This window comes from Yersinia sp. 1652 StPb PI (assembly GCF_041538345.1).
GTDB classification, from domain to species: domain Bacteria; phylum Pseudomonadota; class Gammaproteobacteria; order Enterobacterales; family Enterobacteriaceae; genus Yersinia; species Yersinia enterocolitica_E.
In genome coordinates, this window is sequence record NZ_JAULSM010000002.1 from 1,115,733 (window position 1) to 1,140,219 (window position 24,487).

A 24,487-nucleotide genomic window follows, 5' to 3' on the forward strand; every position below is an offset into this window, starting at 1 on the left:
ACCGATTTGTCACCCGAATCATTGACTAGCGTCAACTCATCGGGATTATGAGCCTCATGAGAGGCTCACCCTGCGGGCCAGCGCAAGCGCCGTTCAAAATGGTTTGCAACCAATTTGTCACTCGCTTGCCGCCTTCCTGCAACTCGAATTATTTAGAGTATAACAAACACAAAATTGGAGCGAAGAGATGTGTGTTTTCGGGGTTAATAACAGCTCACTTTGGGGGGCTAACGTATGAAAGTCACGCTGCCTGATTTTCGCCGCGCTGGTGTATTAGTCGTTGGTGATGTCATGTTAGACCGCTATTGGTATGGGCCAACCAGCCGGATCTCACCAGAAGCACCGGTGCCAGTTGTCAAAGTTGATACCATCGAAGAGCGCCCTGGTGGTGCTGCAAACGTGGCGATGAACATCGCATCCCTTGGCGCTATCTCTCGTTTAGTTGGGTTGACCGGCATCGATGATGCTGCGCGGGCGCTGACCAGCAAGCTGAATGAAGTACAGGTGCGCTGTGATTTTGTTTCGGTGCCGACCCACCCAACAATTACCAAATTGCGGGTGCTTTCTCGTAATCAGCAGTTGATCCGCCTGGATTTTGAAGAGGGTTTTGACGGGGTTGATCCGCAGCCAATCTTTGATCGTATCCAGCAGGCGCTGCCACAGATTGGCGCATTGGTGCTATCCGATTATGCCAAAGGTGCATTGAACAGTGTGCAGCCGATGATCCAACTGGCACGCAATGCGAAAGTTCCGGTACTTATCGATCCTAAAGGCAGCGATTTTGAGCGTTATCGCGGCGCAACACTGTTAACCCCTAACTTATCCGAATTTGAAGCCGTCGTTGGTCACTGTAAAAATGAAGAAGAGCTGGTCAGCCGTGGCATGAAGCTGGTGGCTGACTTTGAGCTTTCAGCTTTGCTGGTGACCCGTTCCGAACAGGGAATGACACTGCTACAACCGGGGAAACCACCATTACATCTACCCACTCAGGCGCAGGAAGTGTTCGATGTGACCGGTGCTGGTGATACGGTGATTGGGGTGTTGGCTGCGGCACTGGCTGCGGGTAATACGCTGGAAGAGTCCTGCTTCCTGGCTAATGCTGCCGCCGGTGTCGTGGTTGGTAAGTTGGGCACCTCAACGGTTTCACCGATTGAGCTGGAAAATGCCATCCGTGGTCGTGCGGAAACCGGTTTTGGGGTGATGGATGAGCAACAACTGAAAAAAGCGGTGGCGCAGGCCCGTCAGCGTGGTGAAAAAGTGGTCATGACCAATGGTATTTTCGATATTCTCCATGCGGGTCATGTCTCTTATTTGGCTAACGCCCGTAAGCTAGGTGACCGCCTGATCGTGGCAGTTAACAGCGATGCCTCGACCAAACGCTTGAAAGGCGAAAAACGGCCAGTTAATCCACTTGATCAGCGCATGATTGTATTAGGTGCACTGGAAGCTGTGGATTGGGTGGTGCCGTTTGAGGAAGATACGCCGCAGCGCTTAATTGCCGATATTTTGCCGGATTTGCTGGTAAAAGGTGGTGATTATAAGCCGGATGAGATAGCGGGCAGTGCCGAGGTTTGGGCTGCTGGCGGTGAGGTTAAAGTACTGAATTTTGAAGATGGAGTTTCCACCACCAATATTATTCAGTCAATCAAGAATGGCCGAGGCTAGTAGGTGAATGGACTAAAACAGGAGTTGAGTCTGGCACAGGGAGTCGGGTTGCTGTCGACCTCACTGCTGGGAACGGGCGTTTTTGCGGTTCCAGCACTGGCGGCGATGCTGGCCGGAGACGACAGTCTATGGGCCTGGCCGGTATTGATTATACTGGTTTTCCCGATTGCTATCGCGTTTGCTGCGCTAGGCCGCCATTTCCCTAGTGCCGCAGGGGCGGCCCACTTTGTGACAATGGCCTTTGGCCCGAAGTTGGGGAATGTCACTGGTTGGCTATTTTTGTCTGTTATTCCGGTAGGTTTACCCGCCGCCTTGCAAATAGCTGCCGGTTTCTGGCAGGCGACATTTGGCTGGAGTGATACTGGGTTGCTGATGGTGCAACTGGTCACTTTGCTGGTTATTTGGCTGCTGGGCACACGTAGCGCGGGCTCCAGCGCTAATGTACAGACATTGATAGCATTACTGGTCATTGCGCTGGTGGTGGCTATTTGGTGGCAGGGGGCGATTCAACCATCACAGATACCCTGGCCAGAGCTACAAGATATTTCCCCTCCGAATATGTTCAGCGCGTTGGCCGTAATGTTCTGGTGTTTTGTCGGATTAGAAGCCTTTGCACATTTGGCAACAGAATTCCGCCATCCTGAACGTGATTTTCCACGCGCACTAATCGTTGGCTTACTCGTCGCAGGTGCCGTGTATTGGGGTTGTACCGTGGCGGTGTTGCATTTCCATGCCTATGGCGAACAACAAGCGGCTGCGGCGTCGTTGCCGGGCATTGTGGTGCAACTTTTTGGTCAGCATGCACTGTGGATAGCGTGCATTATTGGCTATCTGGCCTGTTTTGCCAGCGTCAATATTTATACCCAGAGTTTTGCCCGCATGGTGTGGTCACAGGCTCAGGTTCGGCCTGAAAGCAAACTTGCGCAGCTTTCTGCCGGGCAAACGCCAGTTAATGCACTTACTGCCGTGGTGGGGAGTTGCCTGGTATTTGCGTTACTTATTTATTGGCTATCGCTGCCACTGGACCTACTGATTGTGTATGCCAATGGCATTTTTGTGCTGATTTACTTGCTCTGTATGCTGGCGGGGATTCGCCTATTGAGCGGGCGTTCGCGGGTGATGTCGGTGATTGGCAGTATTCTGTGTTGTGTATTGCTGGTGATGATAGGTTGGAAAAGCTTATACGCTTTACTGATGTTTTTCCTCTTGTGGGTGCTGCTTTCCAGAATGCGACCAGCGGCGATATCCTCGTAAACTCAGGGCGCGATATCGAACTGCGCCCTGATTATCACTACTGACATGCGACCAAGCGTTACTCGCCGGTTTTGTCATCACCGCTGTTATCATCAATAACGGCTGGGACGTTGTTGAATTTGGCTTCCAGCTCTGTCACGCGTTGTTCCAGTAACGCCAGTTTTTCTCTGGTGCGTAGCAACACTTGAGTTTGTACATCGAACTCTTCACGATTAACCAAATCCAGTCGTGTTAATTGCGATTGCAGCACCAGACGAATTTTCTTTTCGACGTCTTCCCCGAATTCGCGAATTCCTTTCGGCATAGACTCATGCACCTGGCGGGCGATTTGTTCAATTTTTTTCGGGTCAATCATGATATTTCCCTAATGAGATGTGGATTACTGCTTATTAGTGTAATGCCTCACGTTGATTGTATAAACCTCCAAACATCTACATTTTGGTAATTGCCCAGACGAATCAATAGCGCTATAGTCATAGGGCTTATTCTCAGGGCGGGGTGCAAGTCCCCACCGGCGGTAAATTGTGGTGCGGCATATCTGTGTCGTGGTGCAAAAGCCCGCGAGCGCTCACGTTGTTTCTCTTGTTAAAGAGGGCAAGGTAGAGGTCAGCAGACCCGGTGTGATTCCGGGGCCGACGGTTATAGTCCGGATGGGAGAGAGTAACGGTATCTGCCGGGCTTATAGCTCGCTTGCGTTATTTCGGCTATTTCTATTTATATATGAAGCAATGTTATATATGAAAGAGTGGCCTTTTACTCCTCAAGACCGCCCTGATTCTGGTAATCCATAATTTTAATGAGGTTTCTTACCATGAATCAGACCCTTCTATCAGATTTTGGCACGCCTGTTGAGCGTGTAGAACGTGCTGTCGACGCGCTGCGTAATGGCCGTGGCGTTATGGTGTTAGACGACGAAAGTCGAGAAAACGAAGGTGATATCGTCTTTGCAGCTGAAGCAATGACTGTTGAACAAATGGCACTGACCATCCGCCACGGTAGTGGCATTGTGTGTCTGTGTATCACTGACGAGCGCCGCCAGCAACTTGATTTACCGATGATGGTGACCAATAATTCCAGCCAGTTCCAGACGGCATTTACCGTGACAATTGAAGCGGCTAAAGGTGTTACGACCGGCGTTTCTGCGGCTGACCGTTTGACGACTATTCGTGCGGCCATTGCTGACAACGCTAAACCTGCTGATCTTAACCGCCCGGGCCATGTATTCCCGCTGCGTGGTCAGGTAGGCGGTGTATTATCGCGTCGTGGTCATACCGAAGCCTCTATCGATTTGGCAACACTGGCGGGCTACAAGCCAGCAGGTGTGTTGTGTGAACTGACTAATGACGATGGCAGTATGGCCCATGCGCCAGAGGTTATTGAGTTCGCTAAATTGCATGATATGCCGGTAGTGACAATTGATGACCTGGCTGATTACCTCCAGTCTCAGGCAAGAAAAGCCAGCTAATAGAGTGGCGATATCAATGGATATTGCCTGCTGATCGTGTTGGTTTAAACACCGGGTTGCCTCTATTTTCCTGAATAGAGTGCGGCCCGGTTATTTCCTATAATGTCTTGACCCCTAAGTTAACCCTTCTCTGACTTTCCCCATTCAATTTTATTGAATATCTTCATCACTGTTATCTGGCTGTGTAATGAAAAAAAAGCGCGTAATGTATTTCTTATGATTTCAAGCGCCATTTTTTCTCTTAACAGTAAGGATTTCTTATGAACAGCTCTCGTATGCCTGCACTGTTTCTCGGCCACGGTAGCCCGATGAACGTGCTGGAAGAAAACAGTCACACTCAGGCATGGCGTACGTTGGGTGAGACCTTACCGCGTCCTAAGGCGATTCTGGCCGTCTCCGCCCACTGGTATACCCGTGGTACCGCAGTGACGGCAATGGAGCAACCTCGGACTATCCATGATTTTGGTGGATTCCCTCAGGCGTTATTTGATACCGAATATCCAGCGCCGGGGTCACCGGAACTGGCAGCACAAGTTCAGCAATTATTGGCACCTATCGCTGTGCGAGCTGATACCAGTGAATGGGGATTGGACCATGGTAGCTGGGGGGTATTGATTAAAATGTACCCTGAGGCTGATATTCCGGTGGTGCAATTGAGCATTGATGGTACGCAACCGGTGGCTTATCACTATGAGTTAGGTCGCAAGCTGGCAGTGCTGCGGGAGCAGGGCGTGATGATTGTCGCCAGCGGAAACGTCGTGCATAACTTGCGTATGGTTAGATGGCAGGGTGATAGCAGTCCGTATCCTTGGGCTGAATCTTTCAATCAATTTGTGCGAGATAACCTTAACTATCAAGGTGATAACCATCCTTTAGTAAACTTTATGCAACATGAAGGGGCTGCGCTATCTAATCCGTCACCAGAGCATTATCTGCCACTTTTGTATGTGTTGGGGAGCTGGGACGGCGTCGAGCCGATTTCGATTCCCACTGATGGGATTGAGATGGGATCGCTCAGTATGTTGTCGGTAAGAATTGGATAGTTCGACGTTATAAAAAGAAAGGTTTGAACTGATAAAGTCAGCGAGCCAAGGGTTGACCACTCCTACGGTTTACGCACTTGTATTTGAAACTAAAAGTGGCGCCAACGGAGTGTTTCCCCTTCATTTGACCTTGTCAGCAGTCTGAGGGAAAGCGAGTGCTTTCCCTTAAGTTATGCGCAGCCTTAGCCCAAAATAATATGCGGGTAAAAACGCGACAGATCTTGGGTAATCAGTTCTCTGTCTTCACGCAAACCAATGCCACAGGGTTGATCATTCACCAGCCAGCTACCTATCAGGGTATAGCTGTCGCCGAACTTAGGCAGCGGATGAAATTGCTGCACAATCATGCCTTCTTCACCATATGGCCCATCAACTCGGGCAACTTCTTTGCCGTTTTCCACAATCTGGATATTGGCACCTTCCCGTGAGAACAGCGGCTTGGTGACATAATGATCCATCTTTGGATGGTCATCTTCGGCGAAATAAGCAGGCAACAGATTAGGGTGATTTGGGAACATCTCCCACAGCAACGGCAGCAAGGCTTTATTAGAGATAATGCTTTTCCAGGCTGGTTCCAGCCAGCGTACACCAGCATCTTCCAACTTGGTTGAAAACATTTCGCGGAACATAAACTCCCACGGATAGAGTTTGAACAAATTACTGATAACCTGATTATCCAGGTCAGTAAATTGGCCTTTCTCTCCTAAGCCGATCTCTTCCATAAACATGAATTCAGTTGGCAGACCTGCTTCCAGCGCGCAATCTTGCAAATATTGCACCGTACCACGATCTTCTTCACTGTCCTGACAACAGGCCAGATGCAGTAAGCTAAAACCATGGTTATCACGCAGGTCGACAAAGCGCTCAATCAACTTCTCTTGCATGCTGTTGTATTGATCAGAATCCTGACTCAAATTGCCTGCGTTGATTTGATCTTCCAACCATAACCATTGGAAAAAGGCGGCTTCATACAATGACGTTGGGGTGTCCGCATTGTTTTCCAGCAGTTTTGCTGGATTTATGCCGTCATAGGCCAGATCAAGGCGAGAATAGAGCGATGGCTGATGAGTTTTCCATGAGCTACGAACAAAATCCCAACAGTGTTTTGGAATGCGGAATTTTGCCATCAGTTGATCGCTATTCACCACTTTCTCAACCACTTGCAGACACATCTGATGCAATTCTGCGGTAGTTTCTTCCAGCTCTTCAATCTGTGCCAGTGTGAATTCGTAATACGCATCCTCACACCAGTACGGCTCGCCATACATGGTGTGGAAACGGAAACCGAATTCAGTGGCTTTCTCGCGCCAGTCTGGGCGTTCGCTAATCGCTAAACGTTTCATTAATCAGACCTTAACCACCCATGCTGCGTGTGCTGGTTTTAGATGATGTCGCGGCACTACGTTGCATAGAAGACTGCTTAGCTACGGACTCACCAAAGCCACCACGAGTGATAGTGTTGGTTACCGCAGGTTTGGGTGCCATAGCGGTTCTTGGCACGTTCATGGTGCGGCCAGTGGTGGCTGAACCAAAGTTTTTGCCTGTCGCATCAACAAACTTGCCATTCGCTGGGCTATTTGGCGCTTTCGACGTGAATAGTGGCTGGCTTGCACCACCGCCCATCATCCGGCCCATCATATAACCGGCCATTAATGGCATCCACATACTGCCACTTTGTTGTGGTGCGGCCGCCGTGGTTTCGCCAGAAGATGATGAAGATGTTGGTACCATGCCAGCTTGAGCAGGAGCCTGAGTACACTGAGATTCACCAAACTCTGCCACACAGTCTTCACGGGTCGCATATTTTGGTGCAGTTTTAGCCGCTTCTTGTAATGCCGTGTTGTAAGCGGTGGTACATTCCGCGCTCTTGGACGGATTCGCCTGAGAGCAATCATCAGCATTTTGATACAAAGAGACGGTCTCATCGGTTTTTTCACAGCCAGCCAGCATAAATACAGCACTGACAGCTAAAGCTACGGGCGCAAGACGGTAATTGCGCCAGGATTTACGGAAAGTCTCTTGATTGATGTTTTGAGTCCGTTTCATCATTATTTGTCTCATTTCAGGGCTTTTGTGCCCTTTCCCAGTAAGTACGCTCTAGAATAGGGGAAAGATGTACGAAATTAAAGCGTAGGGGCTTGCCAGCGGCAGACTTTACAAAGCTATACGAAATGCTGCGAGTAGCTTCGCTTTTTTCATTGGCAAAAAGTGCTTGGCAGCGAAGACGTAGGGCATAGAAACCGGGCACAGCCTGATGCTGCACCCAGAGAGTCCGAGTCCGTAAAAATCAGTTACGGAATGGATTGCCACTACGCGCCGCTGTTGGTGCTGCGGTAGCTGGTTGGCTTACAGAAGTAGCACGCGGTGCTGATTGAGCACTTTCGCCATCAGCATAAGCATTCTGGTTGGCATTGTCCGGTGCGAGGCTGGTGGCTGAAGTTGGCACTGGCTTGTCCAATACGCCATTCAGTTGCATCAGATCGTCCATATTCAATGTCCCCAACGCGGATTGGATGTTTAACTGATTAATCAGATAGTTATAACGCGCGTCAGCTAATTGCTGTTTGGATTGATACAAGTTAGTCGTTGCAGTCAATACATCCAGAATAGTACGGGTACCCACCTGGTATCCGGCTTCCATGGCATCTAATGAACTTTGGTTGGAAATGACCACCTGCTCATAAGCCTTGATACTACTGATGGAGGCTGAAATATTATTGAATGAGGAGCGTACAGTTTGCACCACACTACGGTGCGCACTTTCTAGCTGTTCACTGGCACCGACGAAATTGTACTGTGCTTGTTTCACCGCAGAATTGGTGGCCCCGCCGCTATACAGTGGCAAACTCAGTTGCACACCAATTTGGTTTTGCCCAGCATCATTATTTACTTGCTGGCTGGTTGGTGACCCCCCACTGTAACGCGTATTGGTTACAGAAGATGAGGCGGTCAAATCGACCGTCGGCATATAACCGGTTTCTGCTGACTTAATTTGCTCACGAGCCAAATCTTGGCTCAAACGGGCAGAAAGCAAAGCAAGGTTACGTTTTTCAGCTTCTTTCAATAAGTTAGTAACTGCTTGTGGGCGCTCAGTCTTCAAGCGACTCACATTCAGTGATGCCAATTCAGGATAATAAACACCGGTGATCTGGCGCAGGTTTTCCAACGCATTATCCAAATTGTTACGGGCAGTCACTTCTGCTGCTAACACGGTATCGTAGCTGGCACGGGCGTTTTGCACATCGGTAATTGCGACTAAACCTACATTAAACCGCTGGGTCGTTTGGTCCAACTGGCGATAGACCGATTGCTTCTGTGCTTCGGTGTAAGACAGGCTATCAATCGCTCTGAGTACGTTGAAATAGGCTGTTGCCGTGTTCAGGATCAGTGCCTGTTCGTCGGTCTGGAATGTGACATCCTGAATACCCGCCGCCTTTTCCTGTAAGGTCAGGGCGCGCCATTTAGACATATCAAAAATAGTTTGAGTCAGTTGCAGGGAGCCTGATGTCGCGTTGCTATCCGGGCTATCGGATGCATCACGGAAACCATTAGTATGGCTGTAACCTGCACCCAAACCGAGCTGTGGTAACAGCGGGCTGCGCGCTTGATTAATTTTTTCATATGCAGCATCGCGGTCAGCAGCCGATTTGCGTAAATCCGGGTTACTATCCCTGGCTTGCTTATAAACTTGCAGCAAGTTCTCTGCCTGGCTCATGGTACTGAAACCAGCCAGACTCAGCCCGATAAGAAGGGGGAGCAGTTTCTTCATTTGCAGTCCTTGTTGTGCAGCATTTGTGCGGCAATTTTACTATGGTAGCTGTCGATAGACGATATTGTTGCCGATTCTATCAGAGTCTGCCAATGGGATAAGGTGGCTGATTGTGCCATCTCGCCTTAATTTACTTAAATCTATCACAAAGCTAAATGAGTATTCAGACAACTCATCTGTATCGAGCTATCTTGGTCAAATAATCTTTATCAAAATCATTTCTATCAGCTAACTCTATGCCTGCTATTTTAAAATCCTGTATACCCGTCATACTGCAAGCTGCATGTGCGTTAGCTGCTTTCGTTAACCCCAGTCACTTACTTATGTAAGCTCATGGGGGATTATGAGCCTCACCCTACGGGCCACGCAGGCGCTGTGCAAAATGGTTTACAACCAATTTGTCGCTCAATTGCCGCCTTCCTGCAACTCTAATTATTTAGGGTATAGCCTGTGTAGTTTGGCTGTCATCAAAAATCACAATTAAGCTTGGATACTTAAGTAAGGAGAACAGTTAATGACGTCAGTACAATCCTCACCGGTGACCTTTGACAAGAATGATGTGGAAATTATTGCACGTGAAACACTTTACAGTGGTTTTTTTTCACTGAATTTATACCGATTCCGCCACCGCCTGTTTAACGGTGAAATGAGTGGTGAAGTTAAGCGTGAAATTTTCGAGCGTGGCCATGCTGCGGTGTTGTTACCCTATGATCCGGTGCGTGATGAAGTGGTATTGGTTGAGCAATTACGGATTGCCGCCATTGACAGTAGCCCGTCACCTTGGTTATTAGAAATGGTAGCCGGAATGATTGAAGAGGGCGAAACCGTTGAAGCGGTCGCCCGTCGCGAGGCGCAGGAGGAAGCCGGAATTGATATTGGCCGCTGTAAGCCGGTGCTCAGCTATTTAGCCAGCCCCGGGGGCACCAGCGAACGTTTGTCTATTATGGTGGGCGAAGTTGATGCGACAACGGCGAAGGGTATTCATGGCTTGGCTGACGAAAATGAAGATATTCGAGTGCATGTTGTTAGTCGTGAACAAGCTTGTCGTTGGGTTGAAGAAGGTGCTATTGATAACGCAGCCTCGATCATTGCATTACAATGGTTGGCGTTGCACCATCAATCGCTGAGAGCAGAATGGCAGTCATAAAGATACTCGTCATACTTCAAGCTGCTGGTGCGTTGGCTACACTCAATAACCCGAATCATTGACTGGCGTCAACTCATCGGGATTATATCGCTTGCCGCCTTCCTGCAACTCGAATTATTTAGAGTATAGATAAAGAGAAAAAATAATGAGTAAGCGCTATACACCTGATTTCCCTGAGATGATGCGGATATGTGAAACTAACTTCGCACAATTGCGTCGTTTGATACCTCGCGTCGATGAAGTGGGCGAAAACGTGGCTTATCAGGTTAATGGCGGCAGTTATAGGCTGACAATTATTGAGTCAACCCGCTACACTTCGGTAGTAGAGATTGTGCAAACCGAGCCTGCGGTGAGTCACTGGAGCCTGCCATCGATGGTGGTGCGGCTTTATCATGATGCACAGGTCGCGGAAGTGTGTGCCAGTCAGCAGATCTACCGCTTCAAAGCAAGTTATGATTATCCGAATAAAAAGTTGCATCAGCGGGACGAAAAGCATCAAATTAACCAGTTTCTTGCTGACTGGTTGCGCTATTGTTTGGCGCATGGAGCGGTGGCAGTTCCGGTTTGTTAGACAGACTTATAACCTTGCCTACAGAGAGTGAAGAATCGTGATAATTCTGGTTGGGAAGGGTGCAAAAACAAGGACACCATTTGGAAAGCCTGTTTAAACTGCCTATGGCGAGTGGGGCCAAAGTCAGAATTTTACAAATAACAGATACCCACCTCTTCGCAGGTGAACATGAGACCTTGCTGGGTGTGAATACGTCCCACAGTTATCGCGCTGTGTTGGATGCGATTATTGCTGAGCAACATCCGTTCGATCTGATTGTTGCAACCGGTGATTTGGCACAGGACCATTCTGTTGCTGCCTATCAGAATTTTGCCAAGGGTATTTCCCGTTTGCCAGCGCCTTGCGTCTGGCTACCCGGTAATCACGATTTTCAACCGGCGATGGTAGATGCCCTGGCGGATTCAGGCATTGCGCCTTCGAAGCAGGTTCTGGTTGGTGATAACTGGCAAATTCTGTTATTGGACAGTCAGGTATTCGGCGTTCCTTATGGTGAACTGAGCGATTATCAGTTGGAGTGGATGGAGCGTTGTCTGGTGGCTTACCCAGAACGCTATACGCTGATTTTATTGCATCATCACCCAATGCCATCCGGCTGCACTTGGCTTGACCAACACAGTCTGCGTAATGCGCATATGTTGGCGGCAGTGCTGGTTCGTTATCCGCGTGTTACCACCTTATTGTGTGGCCATATCCATCAAGATTTGGATCTCGATTGGTATGGTAAACGGCTGCTGGCCAGCCCTTCTACTTGTGTGCAATTCAAACCGCACTGTACTAATTTTACGCTTGATACTGTGGCCCCGGGATGGCGCTACCTCGACTTACTGCCTGATGGAATACTTGAAACTGAGGTTCGTCGGTTAGCCAGTGATGAGTTCTGCCCGGACATGGACTCGGATGGTTATTGATGAGTACGCTTCTTTATATTCACGGCTTTAATAGCTCCCCCAGTTCGCTCAAAGCAACCACCTTTAAAAGTTGGTTGCAGCAGCACCATCCTCATATTGAGATGCTGACACCGCAATTACCGCCGTATCCGGCACAAGCAGCAGAAATGTTGGAAAACATTGTGATGGATAAAGCTGGGCAATCTATTGGTATTGTTGGTTCTTCCTTGGGCGGCTATTTTGCTACCTGGCTTTCCCAGCGTTTCAGCATACCTGCGGTGGTTGTTAACCCGGCAGTGCGGCCTTTTGAGCTGCTCAGTGATTATCTGGGCGAGAATGAGAACCCCTACACAGGTCAACAATATGTGTTAGAGTCTCGACATATTTACGACCTGAAGGTCATGCAAATTGAAAAGTTGGAATCCCCAGATTTACTCTGGTTATTGCAACAAACCGGGGATGAGATCCTCGATTACCGTCAAGCGGTTGCTTATTACACCCCTTGCCGGCAAACAGTAGAATCAGGTGGAAATCATGCCTTTGTTGGCTTTGATCACTATTTCTCCCCGATTGTAACTTTTTTAGGGCTAGCGACTGCCTGATAACAGGCCGTATATGTGCCACCGATACAGTAGGTTTGGTATTACTACAATGTTGGTATTACTACCGTTGGGTATCGTTACTACAGTGGGTATTGCACTGGGGCCGAGATGGCCCACCGGGCATGTCACCGCCAGCCTTCCAACCATTAGCCGAATATTAATCAACCATGACTGAATCCAGCTATAACGCTGATGCCATTGAAGTACTCAGCGGTTTAGAACCAGTGCGTCGTCGTCCGGGCATGTATACGGATACCACGCGGCCAAACCACCTTGGTCAAGAGGTGATTGATAACAGCGTCGATGAGGCGCTGGCGGGCCACGCCCGGCGTATTGACGTTATTCTGCACGCCGATCAATCGCTGGAAGTGACTGATGATGGCCGTGGTATGCCTGTTGATATCCATCCAGAAGAAGGTGTTCCCGCCGTTGAACTGATTATGTGTCGGTTACACGCAGGCGGCAAATTCTCGAATAAAAACTATCAGTTCTCTGGTGGTTTGCACGGTGTAGGCATTTCAGTTGTGAATGCTTTATCCAAGCGGGTAGAGGTCACGGTGCGCCGTGATAGCCAAATCTACAGTATTGCCTTTGAAAATGGCGATAAAGTGCAGGAACTACAAGTTATCGGGACATGCGGTAAGCGCAATACCGGTACCAGCGTGCATTTCTGGCCGGATGTCTCATTCTTCGATAGCCCACGTTTCTCGGTTTCGCGTTTATCCCATTTGCTGAAAGCGAAAGCCGTGTTGTGCCCCGGCGTAGAAATCGTCTTTAAAGATCTGGTGAATAATACCGAGCAGCGTTGGTGCTATGCCGATGGCCTGACCGATTATCTGATGGAAGCTGTTGATGGCTTGATTACCCTGCCAGAAGCACCGTTTGTCGGCTCTTTTGCCGGTGATACTGAAGCGATTGATTGGGCGCTGTTGTGGTTGCCAGAAGGCGGTGAACTGTTGACAGAAAGCTACGTCAACCTGATCCCCACCATGCAGGGCGGAACTCACGTCAACGGTTTGCGTCAGGGTTTGCTGGATGCCATGCGCGATTTCTGCGAATACCGCAATATTTTGCCCCGTGGCGTCAAACTTTCGGCCGATGATATCTGGGAACGCTGTGCTTATGTGTTGTCAGTAAAAATGCAGGACCCACAATTTGCCGGCCAAACGAAAGAGCGGCTCTCCTCACGTCAGTGCGCTGCTTTTGTGTCCGGTGTGGTAAAAGATGCCTTCAGCCTATGGTTGAATCAGAATATACAAGCGGCAGAACAACTGGCTGAATTGGCCATTTCCAGTGCTCAGCGCCGTATGCGTGCGGCGAAAAAAGTGGTGCGTAAGAAGCTGACCAGCGGTCCGGCATTGCCCGGTAAACTGGCGGATTGTACTTCGCAGGATCTGAGCATGACCGAATTGTTCTTGGTGGAGGGGGATTCCGCAGGCGGTTCGGCCAAACAAGCACGTGATCGTGAATATCAGGCAATCATGCCGCTGAAAGGCAAGATCCTGAATACCTGGGAAGTTTCGTCAGATGAAGTGCTGGCCTCGCAGGAAGTACACGACATCTCGGTAGCTATTGGTATTGATCCAGATAGTGAAGATTTGAGCCAACTTCGTTATGGCAAAATTTGTATCCTGGCGGATGCGGACTCCGATGGTCTACATATTGCCACTCTGCTGTGCGCACTGTTTGTGCGCCACTTCCGGGCGTTGGTGCGCAACGGTCACGTTTATGTGGCGATGCCACCACTGTATCGCATCGATTTAGGCAAAGAAGTGTTTTATGCCTTGGATGAAGAAGAGAAAGCGGGTGTTCTGGAACAACTGAAACGCAAACGCGGGAAACCCAACGTTCAGCGGTTTAAAGGGTTGGGTGAAATGAACCCGCTGCAGTTACGTGAAACGACTCTCGATCCGAATACCCGTCGTCTGGTGCAATTGACCATTGGTGATGATGATATTGATAAAACGTTAGCAATGATGGACATGTTGTTAGCGAAAAAGCGTTCCGAAGATCGGCGCAATTGGCTGCAAGAGAAAGGGGATACCGCTGAAATCGAGGTTTGATCGATGAAAGTGACGTTAGAAGAGTTGCAGGCATTTACCTCGGTAGTTGACTGCGGCTCGATTACCGCGGCGGCAGAGCAACGTAGCCAGACCACATCGGGTATCAGCCGTGCATTGAGCCGATTGGAGCAAAAGCTGGCGACCACTTTGCTACGCCGCACCACCCGTCGGTTGGAATTGACCGAAGAGGGCGAGCTGTTTCTCAGCCATGCACGCCAGATTCTTGGCGCGGTAGATGATGCTGAGGAACAGATTGCTCTGCGGCGGTTGAAGCCTGCTGGTCGGTTGCGAGTGAATGCAGCAGCCCCCTTTATGCAGCACGTTATCGTGCCGATGATCAGCGGCTTTCGCGCCTTATATCCGCAAATCATTCTTGAACTGAATACCGACGATCTTAATATCGATCTGTTGGAGCAACGTACTGATATCGCGATCCGCATTGGTGCTTTGCGCGACTCCACTATTCATGCACGTTTGCTGGGTGCCAGCCGGGTGCGTATTCTTGCCAGTCCCGACTATCTGCAATGTCACGGTACCCCGCACACTATTGATGAACTGGCTGATCACAGCCTGTTGGGTTTTACACAGCCGGAATTCCTTAATCAGTGGTCGCTACCTCATTTGCCAGGCGGGCGTTCGTCGATTATCCCGAATTTAGCGGCTTCCAGCGGCGAAACGCTGCGTTTATTGGCTTTACAGGGTGAAGGGATCGTCGAACTCTCTGATTTTATGACGCGTGAAGATCAACTGGCGGGGCGTTTGGTTGAAGTCATGGCGGATCAAACTCTGGAAACCTGGCAACCGATCAATGCAGTGTATTATCGCAATACACAACTTGCTGCGCGGATTACCTGTTTTCTCGATTATGTGAGTGAGCAGATTCGGTTGCAGGGGAGTCATTGGCTCAGATATCCCCTTCGTACTTGAAGCTGCAGGGGTGTTAGCTGCGCTAGTTACTCGGCCCATCCGTGGGCCTCGCCTCTGCGAGGCCGCTGCAAACAGCGTTCAAATCTGTTCCCGACAGATTTGTTCCCCGAATCACTTACTTGAGTAAGCTCATCGGGATGCGTTTGCTTGCTGCCTACCTGCAACTCCAATTACTTTGGGGATAGGCTGATTAGGCGTTATTTAAAATGTGAATGTTCACATCCAACACATCATCCTTAATCACTTCACGGTGTTGATGCATATGTTCCATCTGCAAATGTAACTCCAGATGATGCACACTTTGCCACTTCTCCAGCATGAAAATAGAGTCCGGCGAGTTCTTTTGCCAGTCAAGCTGGGTGGGAACGTCAACCATCGGCACATAACCGCCACAACCTTCCTCGGCCAGTACCGCCGGAATAAGCTTCTCAATTGCCTGCAATACCGCCTGACGGCGCCCTGGTTTGACTTTGATTTCTGCAAAAACGGTAATCATTACTGCCTCTATTTATCTCTGATAGGAAATCAAACGGCCTGATAGTTAAAGTTTTCGGCTAAATGCTGACGGTAACGGCTGATGTCACCTTCAATGTCTGGTTGTTTAATCACATCATTACACATAAATGTTGGCAGAGGTTCCATACCAAGGAATTGGTTCGCTTTATGGAAATGCAGATACACACCGTCAACGCCCACCCCATGGAAGAACTGTTTCGGGTCATTGAACGCTGCAAGTGGTGCGTTCCAGGTGACTGACAGCATGTAGGTTTTACCCTGAATCAAACCGCCAGAACCATAGCCTTTAGTGGCATCAGAACGGGTACGGCCATCACTGGCATACAGTTTGCCGTGACCTGCGGTAAAGACGTCATCAATATATTTTTTCAGGATCCACGGTTCACCCATCCACCAACCGGGCATTTGATAAATAACGGTATCGGCCCACAGATATTTTTCAATTTCACTTTCAATATCATAGCCTTCATCAACCGTGGTGATTTTCACCTGATGACCATTTTCACGTAGGAAGTCGGCAGCGACATTCGTGAGCGTGAGATTAAGCGCCCCTTTGGAGTGCGCAAACTCTTTCATGGCGTTAATAATTAATGCGTTACTCATTGATATAATCCTTGTGAAGCGGGGGCTAATAACACAAAACAGCGGCCTACCCGGAATGCTGAGTATGCTAATGGTTTTTACGCGAGAGAAAAATGGACAATAATGCATAACACTCTTGCTAAATAAGCAATAAAGCCCCTGCATTTAAACCTTTTGAACTGTAAATATGCGAAGCTCCCCGCATTGGATTTCATATGGCAGAAACAGCAGAATAACAGTTTTGAGGCAGCTCTCAGAACGAAGTTAATACCTGGTAGCATATAGCTGCGTACCGAGTTATAGCGGTACACTGCTTGTCTTTTAGCGACACTCGTTTACTCAGGTCAGCGCCATTATGTCCCCTCATACTTTGCTCGTGATTGATGATGATGAAGAGATCCGCAGCTTACTGACGGAATACTTCACTAAAGCGAATTTTCGTGTGCTTTCGCTGCCTGATGGTGAACATTTGCTGGCAACATTGAAGCAAGAGTCTGTGGATTTAGTCATTTTGGATGTCATGTTGCCTGGTGATGACGGCTTCACCCTCTGCCGTAAAGCACGGCAAGTATCGGCAGTGCCGATCATCATGCTGACGGCGGCATCTGATGAAAGTGACAAAGTGATTGGGTTAGAGCTAGGTGCAGATGATTATCTGGCTAAACCGTTCAGTGCCCGCGAGTTGCTGGCGCGAGTTAAGGCGTTATTACGTCGCAATCAAATTGTGCAAAGCCCTGGCATTGAGGCACGATTTTTGTGTTTTAACGGCTGGAAACTGGATTTAGTCCGGCGGGAGCTTATTGATCCGCAAAAGCAGAGTGAGCCGTTGTCGGGGATTGAATTTACGTTGCTCTCGTTATTTTTACGTCATCCCAATCAGATCCTCGACCGAGATCAAATATCTGAGATAACCCGCCGACGGGAAAATAACCCTTTGGAGCGAGGGATTGATGTGCAAATCAGCCGCTTACGTCAGCGTCTACAAGATAGCCAGCGCTTACTACTGCGTACCCTGCGTAATCAGGGTTACATGCTATGTTGTGATGTTACCCGTGAATATTGATTCGGGCCGTTATGTCCGTTGGCTACAGGATATGTTCCGGCCACTCTGGCCGCGTTCACTTCTGAGCCGCATGCTGTGCATGCTGGTGATTGCCCTGCTGCTGGCAGAAAGTATCTCTGGTTCAATTTGGTATCGTCAGTTTAGTCTGCGCAATCAGGCCAGTCTGGAAAGTACTATCAAAGGGCTGGTGCAAGGGATGCTGACTAGCTACAACTTTATGTCATCTCTGCCGTATAACTACCGCCATTTAGTGTTGCAACAACAATTGGCGTTAGGTGGCTCGCAGTTTTTTATTTCGATCAATAACCATGTATTGGATGAAGTGCAATTGCTGAACAGTCAGGCCGCCAGAACCGTGGTCTCGCAGGCAAAACAAGAACTGCGAACACAATTAGGGGAACGGCAGGCGGCGATTATCTCCCTGACACCCGCAGATCAACTGAAAGTTTTTAACGCCGGAGTTCTGGTTGATAATCTCCCCCCTGCCTGGGTACGTTTTGGTATCACTACATCCCATAAAGATGCGCCAGTATTAGTCATTCAGTTACAACTGAATTCCAATGAATGGCTGTTTCTGGCAGCACCACTGCCACCGCCTTATGATCAGTTAGAAAGCCCGCTGTTTAGCTTGCGTCAGGTCGGCTTTACCCTGTGTAGCTTGCTTCTGGTTTTACTTTTTACCTGGTGGCTGATTCGGCGTGAGCTGAAACCATTAGCACGGCTAGCCCATGGCGCACTTGAACTCAACAGTTCACTGGACAGCGAACCATTGCCAGAGGAAGGCAGTGCAGAATTGGTTACCGCGACCCGTTCTTTCAATCAAATGCAAAGCCGTCTGCGCGCTTACCTGCATAATCGTGAGATGCTATTTACCGCTATCAGTCATGACTTGAAAACCCCGCTAACCCGCCTACGGTTGCGGGTAGAAATGCTAGAAGATGAGACTTTGGGGAAAAAATTTGAACGGGATGTCGCTGACCTGGAAATGATGGTCAAAGGCGCACTGCAAAGTATGAAGGATACTGATTTACATGAAAATATGGAGTCCATAGATATCATGAATTTGCTAAGGCAAACGATGGACGCCTATCTCAATGTTACTGTTTCCGGTAAAGCCAGCCCGATCTTTGGCCGCCCTCTGGCGATTAAGCGCCTACTTAATAACATCGTGGAGAATGGGCTGAACTATGGGCAGCGAGTAGAAATAATTCTGTCAGATCACCGAGATTACATCATGCTGTTTATCCGTGATTTTGGCCCCGGAATTCTCGAGGAGCAGTGGGAGAAAGTATTTAAGCCTTACTATCGTTTGCAACAGGATAACCGTGGCAGTGGGTTGGGGCTTGCTATCTCACGTAGCATTGCCAGAGCACATGGTGGTGAAGTGACATTACGTAATCATCCCGCCAGTGGGCTGATAGTTGAAGTCCGTTTACAACGTTATAACTGAGTCTAATACGCATGTTAAAGACACTATCTCTTATTTTTCTGCTGTTGGTCGCGACCAATGCCACTGCCGTTAACGTTGAAGTCCTGCATTATTGGACTTCATCCAGTGAGCAGGCGGCACTATTATCGGTAAAACAGGCGCTGGCCGAAAAAGGGGATAACTGGCAAGATTTTGCCGTTGCTGGTGGTGCAGGAGAGAGTGCATACAGTGTATTGCAAACGCGTGCTATTGCCGGTAACCCGCCTGGGGCGGCGTTACTCGAAGGTAAGGCCATTGAGGAGTGGGCCAGACTGGGCTTTCTCTCCAGCCCTTATACGCCGGAGCAAACCGTTGAGTGGGATCAGGCTTTGCCTCTCGCCATCAAAGCCAATATTAAATATCGTGGTGAGTATGTTGCCGTACCGGTAAACATACATCGTATCAATTGGATGTGGATTAACCCGAAACCTTTCGCCAAATTGAAATTAGCCGTACCTACCACATGGGATGAGTTTTTTGCCGCGGCCGATAAGTTACAAGCTGCCGGGTACATTCCATTGGCACATGGCGGGCAGGCATGGCAGGACGCCACGGTGTTTGAGAATCTGCTGTTAGGCATGGAAGGCGGGGAATTCTACCGCCAGGTGTTTATGGAACAGCGCAGTAGTGCCATCACCAGTGAGAAGATGGTGCGAGTGCTGGAAAAGTTTCGCAAGCTTAAAGGTTATATCGACCCCGATGCCGCCAATCGTCCGTGGCATGAGTCGGTAGAAATGCTGCGCAGTGGTAAAGCTGCCATGATGATTATGGGCGACTGGGCCAAAGGCGAGATGATGCAGGATGGTGATATTCCCGGCCAAGCGTTTTTGTGTGCGCTGGCTCCCGGTACTCAGGGCTATTTTATTTATAACACGGACAGCTTTGCTATTTTGCAGCAAAACGGTAATCCAGTCGTGGTATCGGGCCAACGCCATTTGGCTGATGTACTGATGGATAAGCAGTTTCAGGTTACGTTTAATAAACTAAAAGGCTCGATCCCCGCCCGAATGGATGTTTCTTTGCAGGATTTTGACTCCTGCGCGCAGCAGTCAGGCAAGGCGTTCCGTCAGGCGGAGGCCTCGGGTAAATTGCTGCCGAGTATGGCGCATTCGATGGCGACAGATGCACAAACCAAAGAGATCTTCTTCCACGTACTGAACTCCTTTTTTATCCATCCAGAGCAGACTCCACAGCAGGCTGTGCAGCAGCTCAATACTGCCTTAATCGCGGTGAAATCTTAAGTTCAAGGTGTCAAAGCAGTACGCGCAAAAATTAGAGAATGCGAGAATAATCAGAGAGTCAGCAATGTTAGCCAATGCTATTTAGCTTTTCCACCACCTTAGCTGAGAGTATCAATTCAGCACTGGCCAGGTTCTCCTGTAAATGTTGCGGTGATGACGTGCCAGGGATGAGCATGATATTTGGAGAGCGTTGCAGCAGCCAGGCAAGCGCAACCTGCATTGGCGTGGCCCCCAGTGACTGTGCGACTTCGCTAAGTTGTGTCGACTGCAATGGTGTGAAGCCACCGAGCGGGAAAAAAGGAACCCAGGCGATATTCTGTGCAGCAAGCTCGTCGACAAGTGCGTCGTCATCGCGATTTGCCAGATTATACAAGTTCTGTACGCAGACGATGGGGGTGATTTTTTGGGCATCGGCGACCTGTTTTGCTGTCACGTTACTCAATCCAATATGGCGAATCAGCCCTCGCGCTTGCAGTTTGACCAGTGTCTCAAGGGGGGCGGCCAAGGAACCTTCTGCCGGTTGGTGGACAGCAAACATGCTACGCAAATTCACGACTTCCAACACATCAAGCCCAAGGTGACGCAGATTATCTTCGACCGCGCGGGTGAGTTCATCGGCGCTGAATGCCGGTAGCCAGTTCCCCGTCTTATCGCGTAGTGCGCCCACCTTGGTAACAATACACAGATCATTAGGATAAGGATGGAGGGCTCGTTTAATTAATTGGTTAGTAATATGTGGCCCATAAAAATCACTGGTATCAATATGTTGGACCCCTGATTCGATGGCGTCGCGCAACACCTGAATCGCCTGAGATTCATTCGCGGGTGGGCCAAATACGCCTGGGCCAGCCAGTTGCATCGCGCCATAGCCGAGGCGATTAATCTGCCGATCGCCAAGTCGATAAGTAAGAGTACGTTGTGACATGGGATATCTCCTGAGTAAGTAACGCAATGATTGTAGCTGGCTTATAGCTGTGCAACTATCTGGCTAAATGAAGACAAGTTGTACGGAGTGGCGGACAATGCAAATTGATATTGCACTGCTTCATGCGGTGGTCGCGGTGGCAAAAGCGGGCGGATTTCGTGAGGCTGCGCGCATGATAGGCAGTAATCCTTCGTATCTCAGCGATGCGGTGCGGCGGGTGGAACAGCAACTGGGTGTCCGGTTATTTCATCGAACCACTCGAACGGTGGCATTGACTGAGGTAGGTAGAGCACTGATGGAGCGGTTAATGCCTGCGATGAGCGAAGTTGATGCTGCACTGGATATTGTTAATCGCTTTCGTGATACCCCGTCGGGCACATTACGTCTAAATGTCCCTGTTAGTGCTGCGCGGCTGGTGTTGCCTGCCATTGTTCCTGCTTTTTTGAAACGTTATCCAGACATTCAGTTAGAGGTGGTGGCCGAAAGCAATGTGCAGGACGTATTCCGTGATGGCTGTGATGCGGGTATCCGCTATGATGAATGTCTCGAACAGGATGTCATTGCGCTTCCGATAGGAAAACGTCAGCAGCGCTTTGCTGTTGCCGCAGCTCCTGAGTATCTCGACCTGCATGGCCGGCCGGAACATCCGAGCGAACTCCTTAACCACCTCTGTATTCGTGGCCGTTATGCCAGCGGCATAGTGCCTGAATGGGAGTTTGAGCGAGACGGCGAGGTGGTGCGAGTGAAGCCAAATGGCCCGCTAATGGTTAGCATTGGTGCTGCCGTTGACCTTGCGGTGGCAACGGCGATTGCTGGCGGTGGGATAATCTATCTATTTGAAGAGTGGCTGCGACCCGCGATTGAACGTGGCGAACTTGAAGCAATTCTAACACCCTGGTGGCAGCAGTTTTCAGGCCCATATCTGTACTATCCCGACCGTCGTCTTATCCCTTCACCACTCAAAGCGTTTATTGATTTTATCCGCGAACTAAATGGTTAACCATTTAGCTCCGCCATTATCTGGCGTCTGAAGCCAACCGGGCGATTATGCGGGGCTTAATATAATCCCTCGCTTGAGTTTCAGCCCCCCTGATCTATTTTGAATTATGGGATTATTAAATTCCCTCCTGCTCGTCATTTTCCTCATTATTGGGTGTTTCACTGTCAACGACAAAATGAACGATTCCCCGTTTTCCCGCCGCCAGTGACTGTTGAACCAATGCGCGGGCTGTAGGGATTTCATCTCGGTCTAGCACTGTTTCCGCCAGCATCTGCATATTGGTACCGGTAATCACTTCAAATTGGGGTTGATGCACACTCAATTGGACTGCACTGCGAAATGGGGAGCCCCCGAGCAAGTCGGTGAAGAACACCACACCGTGCTCAACAGGTAATGTATCCAGTGCCTGTTGTAACGCATGGTCTAGCTGTTGAGTACTCATACCGACCGGAAAGTCGACCGCAATGATTTGCGGTTGTGAGCCAATGACTTGTTCCACTGCGTTATACAATCCACTGGCAAAACGCCCATGGCCGGTGATGATAATGCTTACCATAAAAGGTCCTTGGGCGCTGGCCGTTAGCCAGCGCATTAAAGATTGAGACTGATTGAGGTGCTACAACACACCGAGCCATGACAGTGCGATAGACAATACAAAAGTCACCAGAATGAGCGTAACCGGGCTGACTTTCTTGGCGCGCAACAGGTAATACATCAGCAAGGTGTAGACCATGGGCAGCAGATTTGGGAAGACTTTGTCAAAGAAGGCTTCCTGAATAGAGACCTCGTGGCCCGCGGTCACCGCGACTTTTGCCGCCACGGTAATATGGACATACGAAGCAATCAGCCCACCAACGACTGTCACACCAAGGATGGTCGCTGCTCTGGAAATAGCCCCCGAACTGGCACGCAGTTTATCGATGGCTCTTACCCCCAAGGTGTAGCCCAGATGGGTCCATACCACGCGCAGTAAAAATAGCGCCAGATAAACCACGAAGAAGATGATTGGCCCCAAAATACTGCCCTGACTGGCAAAAGAGGCACAAACCCCCGCGACAATCGGCAATAAAGTGAACCAGAAAATAGCATCACCAATCCCCGCCAGTGGCCCGAACAACGCCACTTTCAACCCTTTGATCAGGTCTCGACTTTCGTGGCGTTCCTCCAGAGAAATCAGTAATCCCATCAGGAAACCAACCGCATTAGTGTTGGTATTAATAAACTCCAGATTATCTTTCATGGCGGCAGACAGCGCGGCTTTGTCATTACCATAAATCTTCTTCAGCAACGGGGCTTGTGCACTGGCAAAACCAGTCGCCTGCATACGTTCGTAATTAAAACCGGACTGTAACAGTGCTGACCGAAAACCCAACTTGGTGATATCCCGGCGCGTCAACTTGGTGGTTGGCTCAGTGCTGGCATCTGTCGTTGTTGGCAAGGTATTAGATTCCATCATTCATCTCCTCAGGAGCGACAGCAGCATGGGCGGCTTTTTTCTGTTGGTTGTAATATTCGTAGATAGCGAAAGCCGTCCCCAGTAGCGCAACAGGCAACAGATTCTGTACCGGTATAAAGGTGACAAACAGGAAACCAATAATAAAGAAAGGGGTGAACGGGGTTTTCATCATAACTTTCAACAGTAAGCCGAAACCAACCGCAGGCAAGATACCCCCGGCAACCTCAAAGCCATGAGTCAACCAGGCTGGCATTGATCGCACCAGGCTTTGCATCGCGCCCTGTGAAACGTAAGCGCACAAGAACGTCACGGCGGCATAAGTCACAGCAACAATGGCGGTTAACAACAAGTTCAGCCGCCCGAGAGCTGCGCCATCAGCTTCTTCTGCGTAACGGTCAGCCTTCTGCATAAAGAAGGAAAATGCTGAGTAATAGAACAAAATGATGTATTGCATTAAGAAGCTAAAGGGCAGGCCCAGTCCGATGGCCGTTTTCGCATCGACACCGGTGCTGTGGGCAATCACGGTCGTCATAATACCTGCCAGCACTGGGTTTGGTGGTTGGGTACCGCCAATCGGGGTCAGGCCAGTAAAGGCCAGTTCGGTCAATGCACCGGTAATCAAACCCGTTTGGATATCACCGAGAATGGCACCCGTTAAGGTACAAACGATTAGCGGGCGGAAGATATACAACGCTTCCAACCAAAAATCGATCCCGACAATCAGTGCCATGATTGCCAGCCCAATACCTTGCATCATTGTTATTTCATGCATAAATAATTCCGTCACCAAAGGCGTTGTAGGGCAGGGTATTATCGGATGAAGTCCGAAACTCTCAGATTGCT

The 24,487-nt window shown here is 49.4% G+C and carries 24 protein-coding genes and 1 riboswitch; of the genes, 14 read left to right on the forward strand and 10 right to left on the reverse strand.

Features of this window, described 5'->3' with window-relative positions:
• Nucleotides 1-234 precede the first annotated feature (234 nt).
• Together hldE and yjeH are read left to right on the forward strand one after the other, a co-directional pair.
• A complete protein-coding gene (gene hldE, locus Q2T71_RS21585; RefSeq protein WP_372560480.1) occupies nucleotides 235-1,665 on the forward strand; it encodes a bifunctional D-glycero-beta-D-manno-heptose-7-phosphate kinase/D-glycero-beta-D-manno-heptose 1-phosphate adenylyltransferase HldE in 1,431 nt (476 codons plus the stop codon).
• A gap of 3 nt (nucleotides 1,666-1,668) precedes the next feature.
• Nucleotides 1,669-2,919: an L-methionine/branched-chain amino acid transporter gene (gene yjeH / locus Q2T71_RS21590; RefSeq protein ID WP_372560481.1), complete on the forward strand. Its 1,251-nt coding sequence runs from the start codon at nucleotides 1,669-1,671 to the stop codon at nucleotides 2,917-2,919.
• A 58-nt stretch (nucleotides 2,920-2,977) separates the two neighbouring features.
• Here yjeH and Q2T71_RS21595 read toward each other — a convergent pair whose 3' ends face one another.
• Complete coding sequence (locus Q2T71_RS21595; RefSeq protein WP_083162376.1) at nucleotides 2,978-3,274, reverse strand: accessory factor UbiK family protein; 297 nt, start codon at nucleotides 3,272-3,274, stop codon at nucleotides 2,978-2,980.
• Between the two features lie 125 nt (nucleotides 3,275-3,399).
• Nucleotides 3,400-3,585: riboswitch (FMN riboswitch) on the forward strand.
• Nucleotides 3,586-3,730: 145 nt separating this feature from the next.
• Here Q2T71_RS21595 and ribB point away from each other — a divergent pair.
• Nucleotides 3,731-4,384: a 3,4-dihydroxy-2-butanone-4-phosphate synthase gene (gene ribB, locus Q2T71_RS21600; protein ID WP_083162378.1), complete on the forward strand. Its 654-nt coding sequence runs from the start codon at nucleotides 3,731-3,733 to the stop codon at nucleotides 4,382-4,384.
• Nucleotides 4,385-4,644: 260 nt separating this feature from the next.
• Nucleotides 4,645-5,427, forward strand: a complete 783-nt coding sequence (gene ygiD / locus Q2T71_RS21605; protein ID WP_372560482.1) for a 4,5-DOPA dioxygenase extradiol — start codon at nucleotides 4,645-4,647, stop codon at nucleotides 5,425-5,427.
• A 182-nt stretch (nucleotides 5,428-5,609) separates the two neighbouring features.
• Here the strand turns inward: ygiD and Q2T71_RS21610 are convergent, their stop codons facing one another.
• The 3 genes from Q2T71_RS21610 to tolC all read right to left on the reverse strand — a co-directional run bounded on the left by Q2T71_RS21610 (nucleotide 5,610) and on the right by tolC (nucleotide 9,196).
• On the reverse strand, nucleotides 5,610-6,770 hold the full coding sequence (locus Q2T71_RS21610; RefSeq protein ID WP_083162380.1) for a glutathionylspermidine synthase family protein: 1,161 nt from the start codon (nucleotides 6,768-6,770) through the stop codon (nucleotides 5,610-5,612).
• Between the two features lie 10 nt (nucleotides 6,771-6,780).
• Nucleotides 6,781-7,473, reverse strand: a complete 693-nt coding sequence (locus tag Q2T71_RS21615; RefSeq protein ID WP_083164047.1) for a DUF1190 family protein — start codon at nucleotides 7,471-7,473, stop codon at nucleotides 6,781-6,783.
• Between the two features lie 241 nt (nucleotides 7,474-7,714).
• Entirely contained in the window at nucleotides 7,715-9,196 is a 1,482-nt protein-coding gene (gene tolC, locus Q2T71_RS21620; RefSeq protein WP_372560483.1) for an outer membrane channel protein TolC, read from the reverse strand.
• Nucleotides 9,197-9,710: 514 nt separating this feature from the next.
• Between tolC and nudF the strand changes: the two genes are divergently transcribed.
• From nudF to Q2T71_RS21650, 6 genes are all read left to right on the forward strand, one after another.
• Nucleotides 9,711-10,343: an ADP-ribose diphosphatase gene (nudF, locus tag Q2T71_RS21625; protein WP_083162382.1), complete on the forward strand. Its 633-nt coding sequence runs from the start codon at nucleotides 9,711-9,713 to the stop codon at nucleotides 10,341-10,343.
• A 145-nt stretch (nucleotides 10,344-10,488) separates the two neighbouring features.
• On the forward strand, nucleotides 10,489-10,914 hold the full coding sequence (locus Q2T71_RS21630) for a DUF1249 family protein (RefSeq protein WP_050086674.1): 426 nt from the start codon (nucleotides 10,489-10,491) through the stop codon (nucleotides 10,912-10,914).
• 80 nt (nucleotides 10,915-10,994) lie between these two features.
• Nucleotides 10,995-11,822 carry a 3',5'-cyclic-AMP phosphodiesterase gene (gene cpdA / locus Q2T71_RS21635; RefSeq protein ID WP_372560696.1) on the forward strand — a complete coding sequence of 276 codons (828 nt, stop codon included), beginning with the start codon at nucleotides 10,995-10,997 and terminating at the stop codon, nucleotides 11,820-11,822.
• Nucleotides 11,822-12,403, forward strand: coding sequence for an esterase YqiA (gene yqiA, locus Q2T71_RS21640; protein ID WP_372560484.1), 582 nt, complete (start codon nucleotides 11,822-11,824; stop codon nucleotides 12,401-12,403). The genes cpdA and yqiA overlap by 1 nt, the downstream gene beginning before the upstream one ends.
• 167 nt (nucleotides 12,404-12,570) lie before the next feature.
• Nucleotides 12,571-14,466 (forward strand): DNA topoisomerase IV subunit B, encoded by a 1,896-nt coding sequence (gene parE, locus Q2T71_RS21645; protein WP_372560485.1) that lies wholly within the window; start codon nucleotides 12,571-12,573, stop codon nucleotides 14,464-14,466.
• Between the two features lie 3 nt (nucleotides 14,467-14,469).
• Nucleotides 14,470-15,393, forward strand: coding sequence for a LysR substrate-binding domain-containing protein (locus Q2T71_RS21650; protein WP_372560486.1), 924 nt, complete (start codon nucleotides 14,470-14,472; stop codon nucleotides 15,391-15,393).
• Between the two features lie 190 nt (nucleotides 15,394-15,583).
• Here Q2T71_RS21650 and Q2T71_RS21655 read toward each other — a convergent pair whose 3' ends face one another.
• Complete coding sequence (locus Q2T71_RS21655; RefSeq protein ID WP_005188293.1) at nucleotides 15,584-15,889, reverse strand: putative quinol monooxygenase; 306 nt, start codon at nucleotides 15,887-15,889, stop codon at nucleotides 15,584-15,586.
• Between the two features lie 29 nt (nucleotides 15,890-15,918).
• The gene (locus Q2T71_RS21660) at nucleotides 15,919-16,512 is read right to left on the reverse strand and encodes an NAD(P)H-dependent oxidoreductase (protein WP_372560487.1); all 594 of its coding nucleotides are present in this window, start codon (nucleotides 16,510-16,512) and stop codon (nucleotides 15,919-15,921) included.
• A gap of 334 nt (nucleotides 16,513-16,846) precedes the next feature.
• Here Q2T71_RS21660 and Q2T71_RS21665 point away from each other — a divergent pair, with 334 nt between their 5' ends.
• The 3 genes from Q2T71_RS21665 to Q2T71_RS21675 are packed head-to-tail and all read left to right on the forward strand — an operon-like array spanning nucleotide 16,847 to nucleotide 20,263.
• A complete protein-coding gene (locus Q2T71_RS21665; protein ID WP_372560488.1) occupies nucleotides 16,847-17,554 on the forward strand; it encodes a response regulator in 708 nt (235 codons plus the stop codon).
• Complete coding sequence (locus Q2T71_RS21670; RefSeq protein WP_227746580.1) at nucleotides 17,535-19,004, forward strand: ATP-binding protein; 1,470 nt, start codon at nucleotides 17,535-17,537, stop codon at nucleotides 19,002-19,004. Before Q2T71_RS21665 ends, Q2T71_RS21670 begins: the two co-directional genes overlap by 20 nt.
• 11 nt (nucleotides 19,005-19,015) lie before the next feature.
• Complete coding sequence (locus Q2T71_RS21675) at nucleotides 19,016-20,263, forward strand: ABC transporter substrate-binding protein (RefSeq protein WP_372560489.1); 1,248 nt, start codon at nucleotides 19,016-19,018, stop codon at nucleotides 20,261-20,263.
• A 67-nt stretch (nucleotides 20,264-20,330) separates the two neighbouring features.
• Here the strand turns inward: Q2T71_RS21675 and Q2T71_RS21680 are convergent, their stop codons facing one another.
• Complete coding sequence (locus Q2T71_RS21680) at nucleotides 20,331-21,188, reverse strand: aldo/keto reductase family oxidoreductase (RefSeq protein ID WP_372560490.1); 858 nt, start codon at nucleotides 21,186-21,188, stop codon at nucleotides 20,331-20,333.
• Nucleotides 21,189-21,285: 97 nt separating this feature from the next.
• Here Q2T71_RS21680 and Q2T71_RS21685 point away from each other — a divergent pair, with 97 nt between their 5' ends.
• Nucleotides 21,286-22,188 (forward strand): LysR family transcriptional regulator, encoded by a 903-nt coding sequence (locus tag Q2T71_RS21685; RefSeq protein ID WP_372560491.1) that lies wholly within the window; start codon nucleotides 21,286-21,288, stop codon nucleotides 22,186-22,188.
• 115 nt (nucleotides 22,189-22,303) lie between these two features.
• Here the strand turns inward: Q2T71_RS21685 and agaF are convergent, their stop codons facing one another.
• From agaF to agaC, 3 genes are read right to left on the reverse strand one after another with little or no spacing between them, the layout of a single operon-like run.
• Nucleotides 22,304-22,744, reverse strand: a complete 441-nt coding sequence (gene agaF, locus Q2T71_RS21690; RefSeq protein ID WP_372560492.1) for a PTS galactosamine/N-acetylgalactosamine transporter subunit IIA — start codon at nucleotides 22,742-22,744, stop codon at nucleotides 22,304-22,306.
• Nucleotides 22,745-22,804: 60 nt separating this feature from the next.
• A complete protein-coding gene (agaD, locus tag Q2T71_RS21695; protein ID WP_372560697.1) occupies nucleotides 22,805-23,641 on the reverse strand; it encodes a PTS galactosamine transporter subunit IID in 837 nt (278 codons plus the stop codon).
• Nucleotides 23,631-24,416: a PTS galactosamine transporter subunit IIC gene (agaC, locus tag Q2T71_RS21700; RefSeq protein ID WP_372560493.1), complete on the reverse strand. Its 786-nt coding sequence runs from the start codon at nucleotides 24,414-24,416 to the stop codon at nucleotides 23,631-23,633. Before agaC ends, agaD begins: the two co-directional genes overlap by 11 nt.
• Nucleotides 24,417-24,487: the final 71 nt, after the last annotated feature.

Excerpts from the sequence above, each read along its gene's own strand:
- ribB (WP_083162378.1), top strand. The coding sequence starts at position 3,731 with ATGAATCAGACCCTTCTATCAGATTTTGGCACGCCTGTTGAGCGTGTA.
- Q2T71_RS21630 (WP_050086674.1), top strand. The coding sequence starts at position 10,489 with ATGAGTAAGCGCTATACACCTGATTTCCCTGAGATGATGCGGATATGT.
- Q2T71_RS21685 (WP_372560491.1), top strand. The coding sequence starts at position 21,286 with ATGCAAATTGATATTGCACTGCTTCATGCGGTGGTCGCGGTGGCAAAA.
- Q2T71_RS21660 (WP_372560487.1), bottom strand. The coding sequence starts at position 16,512 with ATGAGTAACGCATTAATTATTAACGCCATGAAAGAGTTTGCGCACTCC.
- yqiA (WP_372560484.1), top strand. The coding sequence starts at position 11,822 with ATGAGTACGCTTCTTTATATTCACGGCTTTAATAGCTCCCCCAGTTCG.
- ygiD (WP_372560482.1), top strand. The coding sequence starts at position 4,645 with ATGAACAGCTCTCGTATGCCTGCACTGTTTCTCGGCCACGGTAGCCCG.
- tolC (WP_372560483.1), bottom strand. The coding sequence starts at position 9,196 with ATGAAGAAACTGCTCCCCCTTCTTATCGGGCTGAGTCTGGCTGGTTTC.
- Q2T71_RS21665 (WP_372560488.1), top strand. The coding sequence starts at position 16,847 with ATGTCCCCTCATACTTTGCTCGTGATTGATGATGATGAAGAGATCCGC.
- Q2T71_RS21595 (WP_083162376.1), bottom strand. The coding sequence starts at position 3,274 with ATGATTGACCCGAAAAAAATTGAACAAATCGCCCGCCAGGTGCATGAG.
- agaD (WP_372560697.1), bottom strand. The coding sequence starts at position 23,641 with ATGGAATCTAATACCTTGCCAACAACGACAGATGCCAGCACTGAGCCA.
- agaF (WP_372560492.1), bottom strand. The coding sequence starts at position 22,744 with ATGGTAAGCATTATCATCACCGGCCATGGGCGTTTTGCCAGTGGATTG.
- nudF (WP_083162382.1), top strand. The coding sequence starts at position 9,711 with ATGACGTCAGTACAATCCTCACCGGTGACCTTTGACAAGAATGATGTG.
- Q2T71_RS21675 (WP_372560489.1), top strand. The coding sequence starts at position 19,016 with ATGTTAAAGACACTATCTCTTATTTTTCTGCTGTTGGTCGCGACCAAT.
- Q2T71_RS21650 (WP_372560486.1), top strand. The coding sequence starts at position 14,470 with ATGAAAGTGACGTTAGAAGAGTTGCAGGCATTTACCTCGGTAGTTGAC.
- hldE (WP_372560480.1), top strand. The coding sequence starts at position 235 with ATGAAAGTCACGCTGCCTGATTTTCGCCGCGCTGGTGTATTAGTCGTT.
- Q2T71_RS21610 (WP_083162380.1), bottom strand. The coding sequence starts at position 6,770 with ATGAAACGTTTAGCGATTAGCGAACGCCCAGACTGGCGCGAGAAAGCC.
- agaC (WP_372560493.1), bottom strand. The coding sequence starts at position 24,416 with ATGCATGAAATAACAATGATGCAAGGTATTGGGCTGGCAATCATGGCA.
- Q2T71_RS21680 (WP_372560490.1), bottom strand. The coding sequence starts at position 21,188 with ATGTCACAACGTACTCTTACTTATCGACTTGGCGATCGGCAGATTAAT.
- Q2T71_RS21655 (WP_005188293.1), bottom strand. The coding sequence starts at position 15,889 with ATGATTACCGTTTTTGCAGAAATCAAAGTCAAACCAGGGCGCCGTCAG.
- parE (WP_372560485.1), top strand. The coding sequence starts at position 12,571 with ATGACTGAATCCAGCTATAACGCTGATGCCATTGAAGTACTCAGCGGT.
- Q2T71_RS21670 (WP_227746580.1), top strand. The coding sequence starts at position 17,535 with ATGTTACCCGTGAATATTGATTCGGGCCGTTATGTCCGTTGGCTACAG.
- Q2T71_RS21615 (WP_083164047.1), bottom strand. The coding sequence starts at position 7,473 with ATGAAACGGACTCAAAACATCAATCAAGAGACTTTCCGTAAATCCTGG.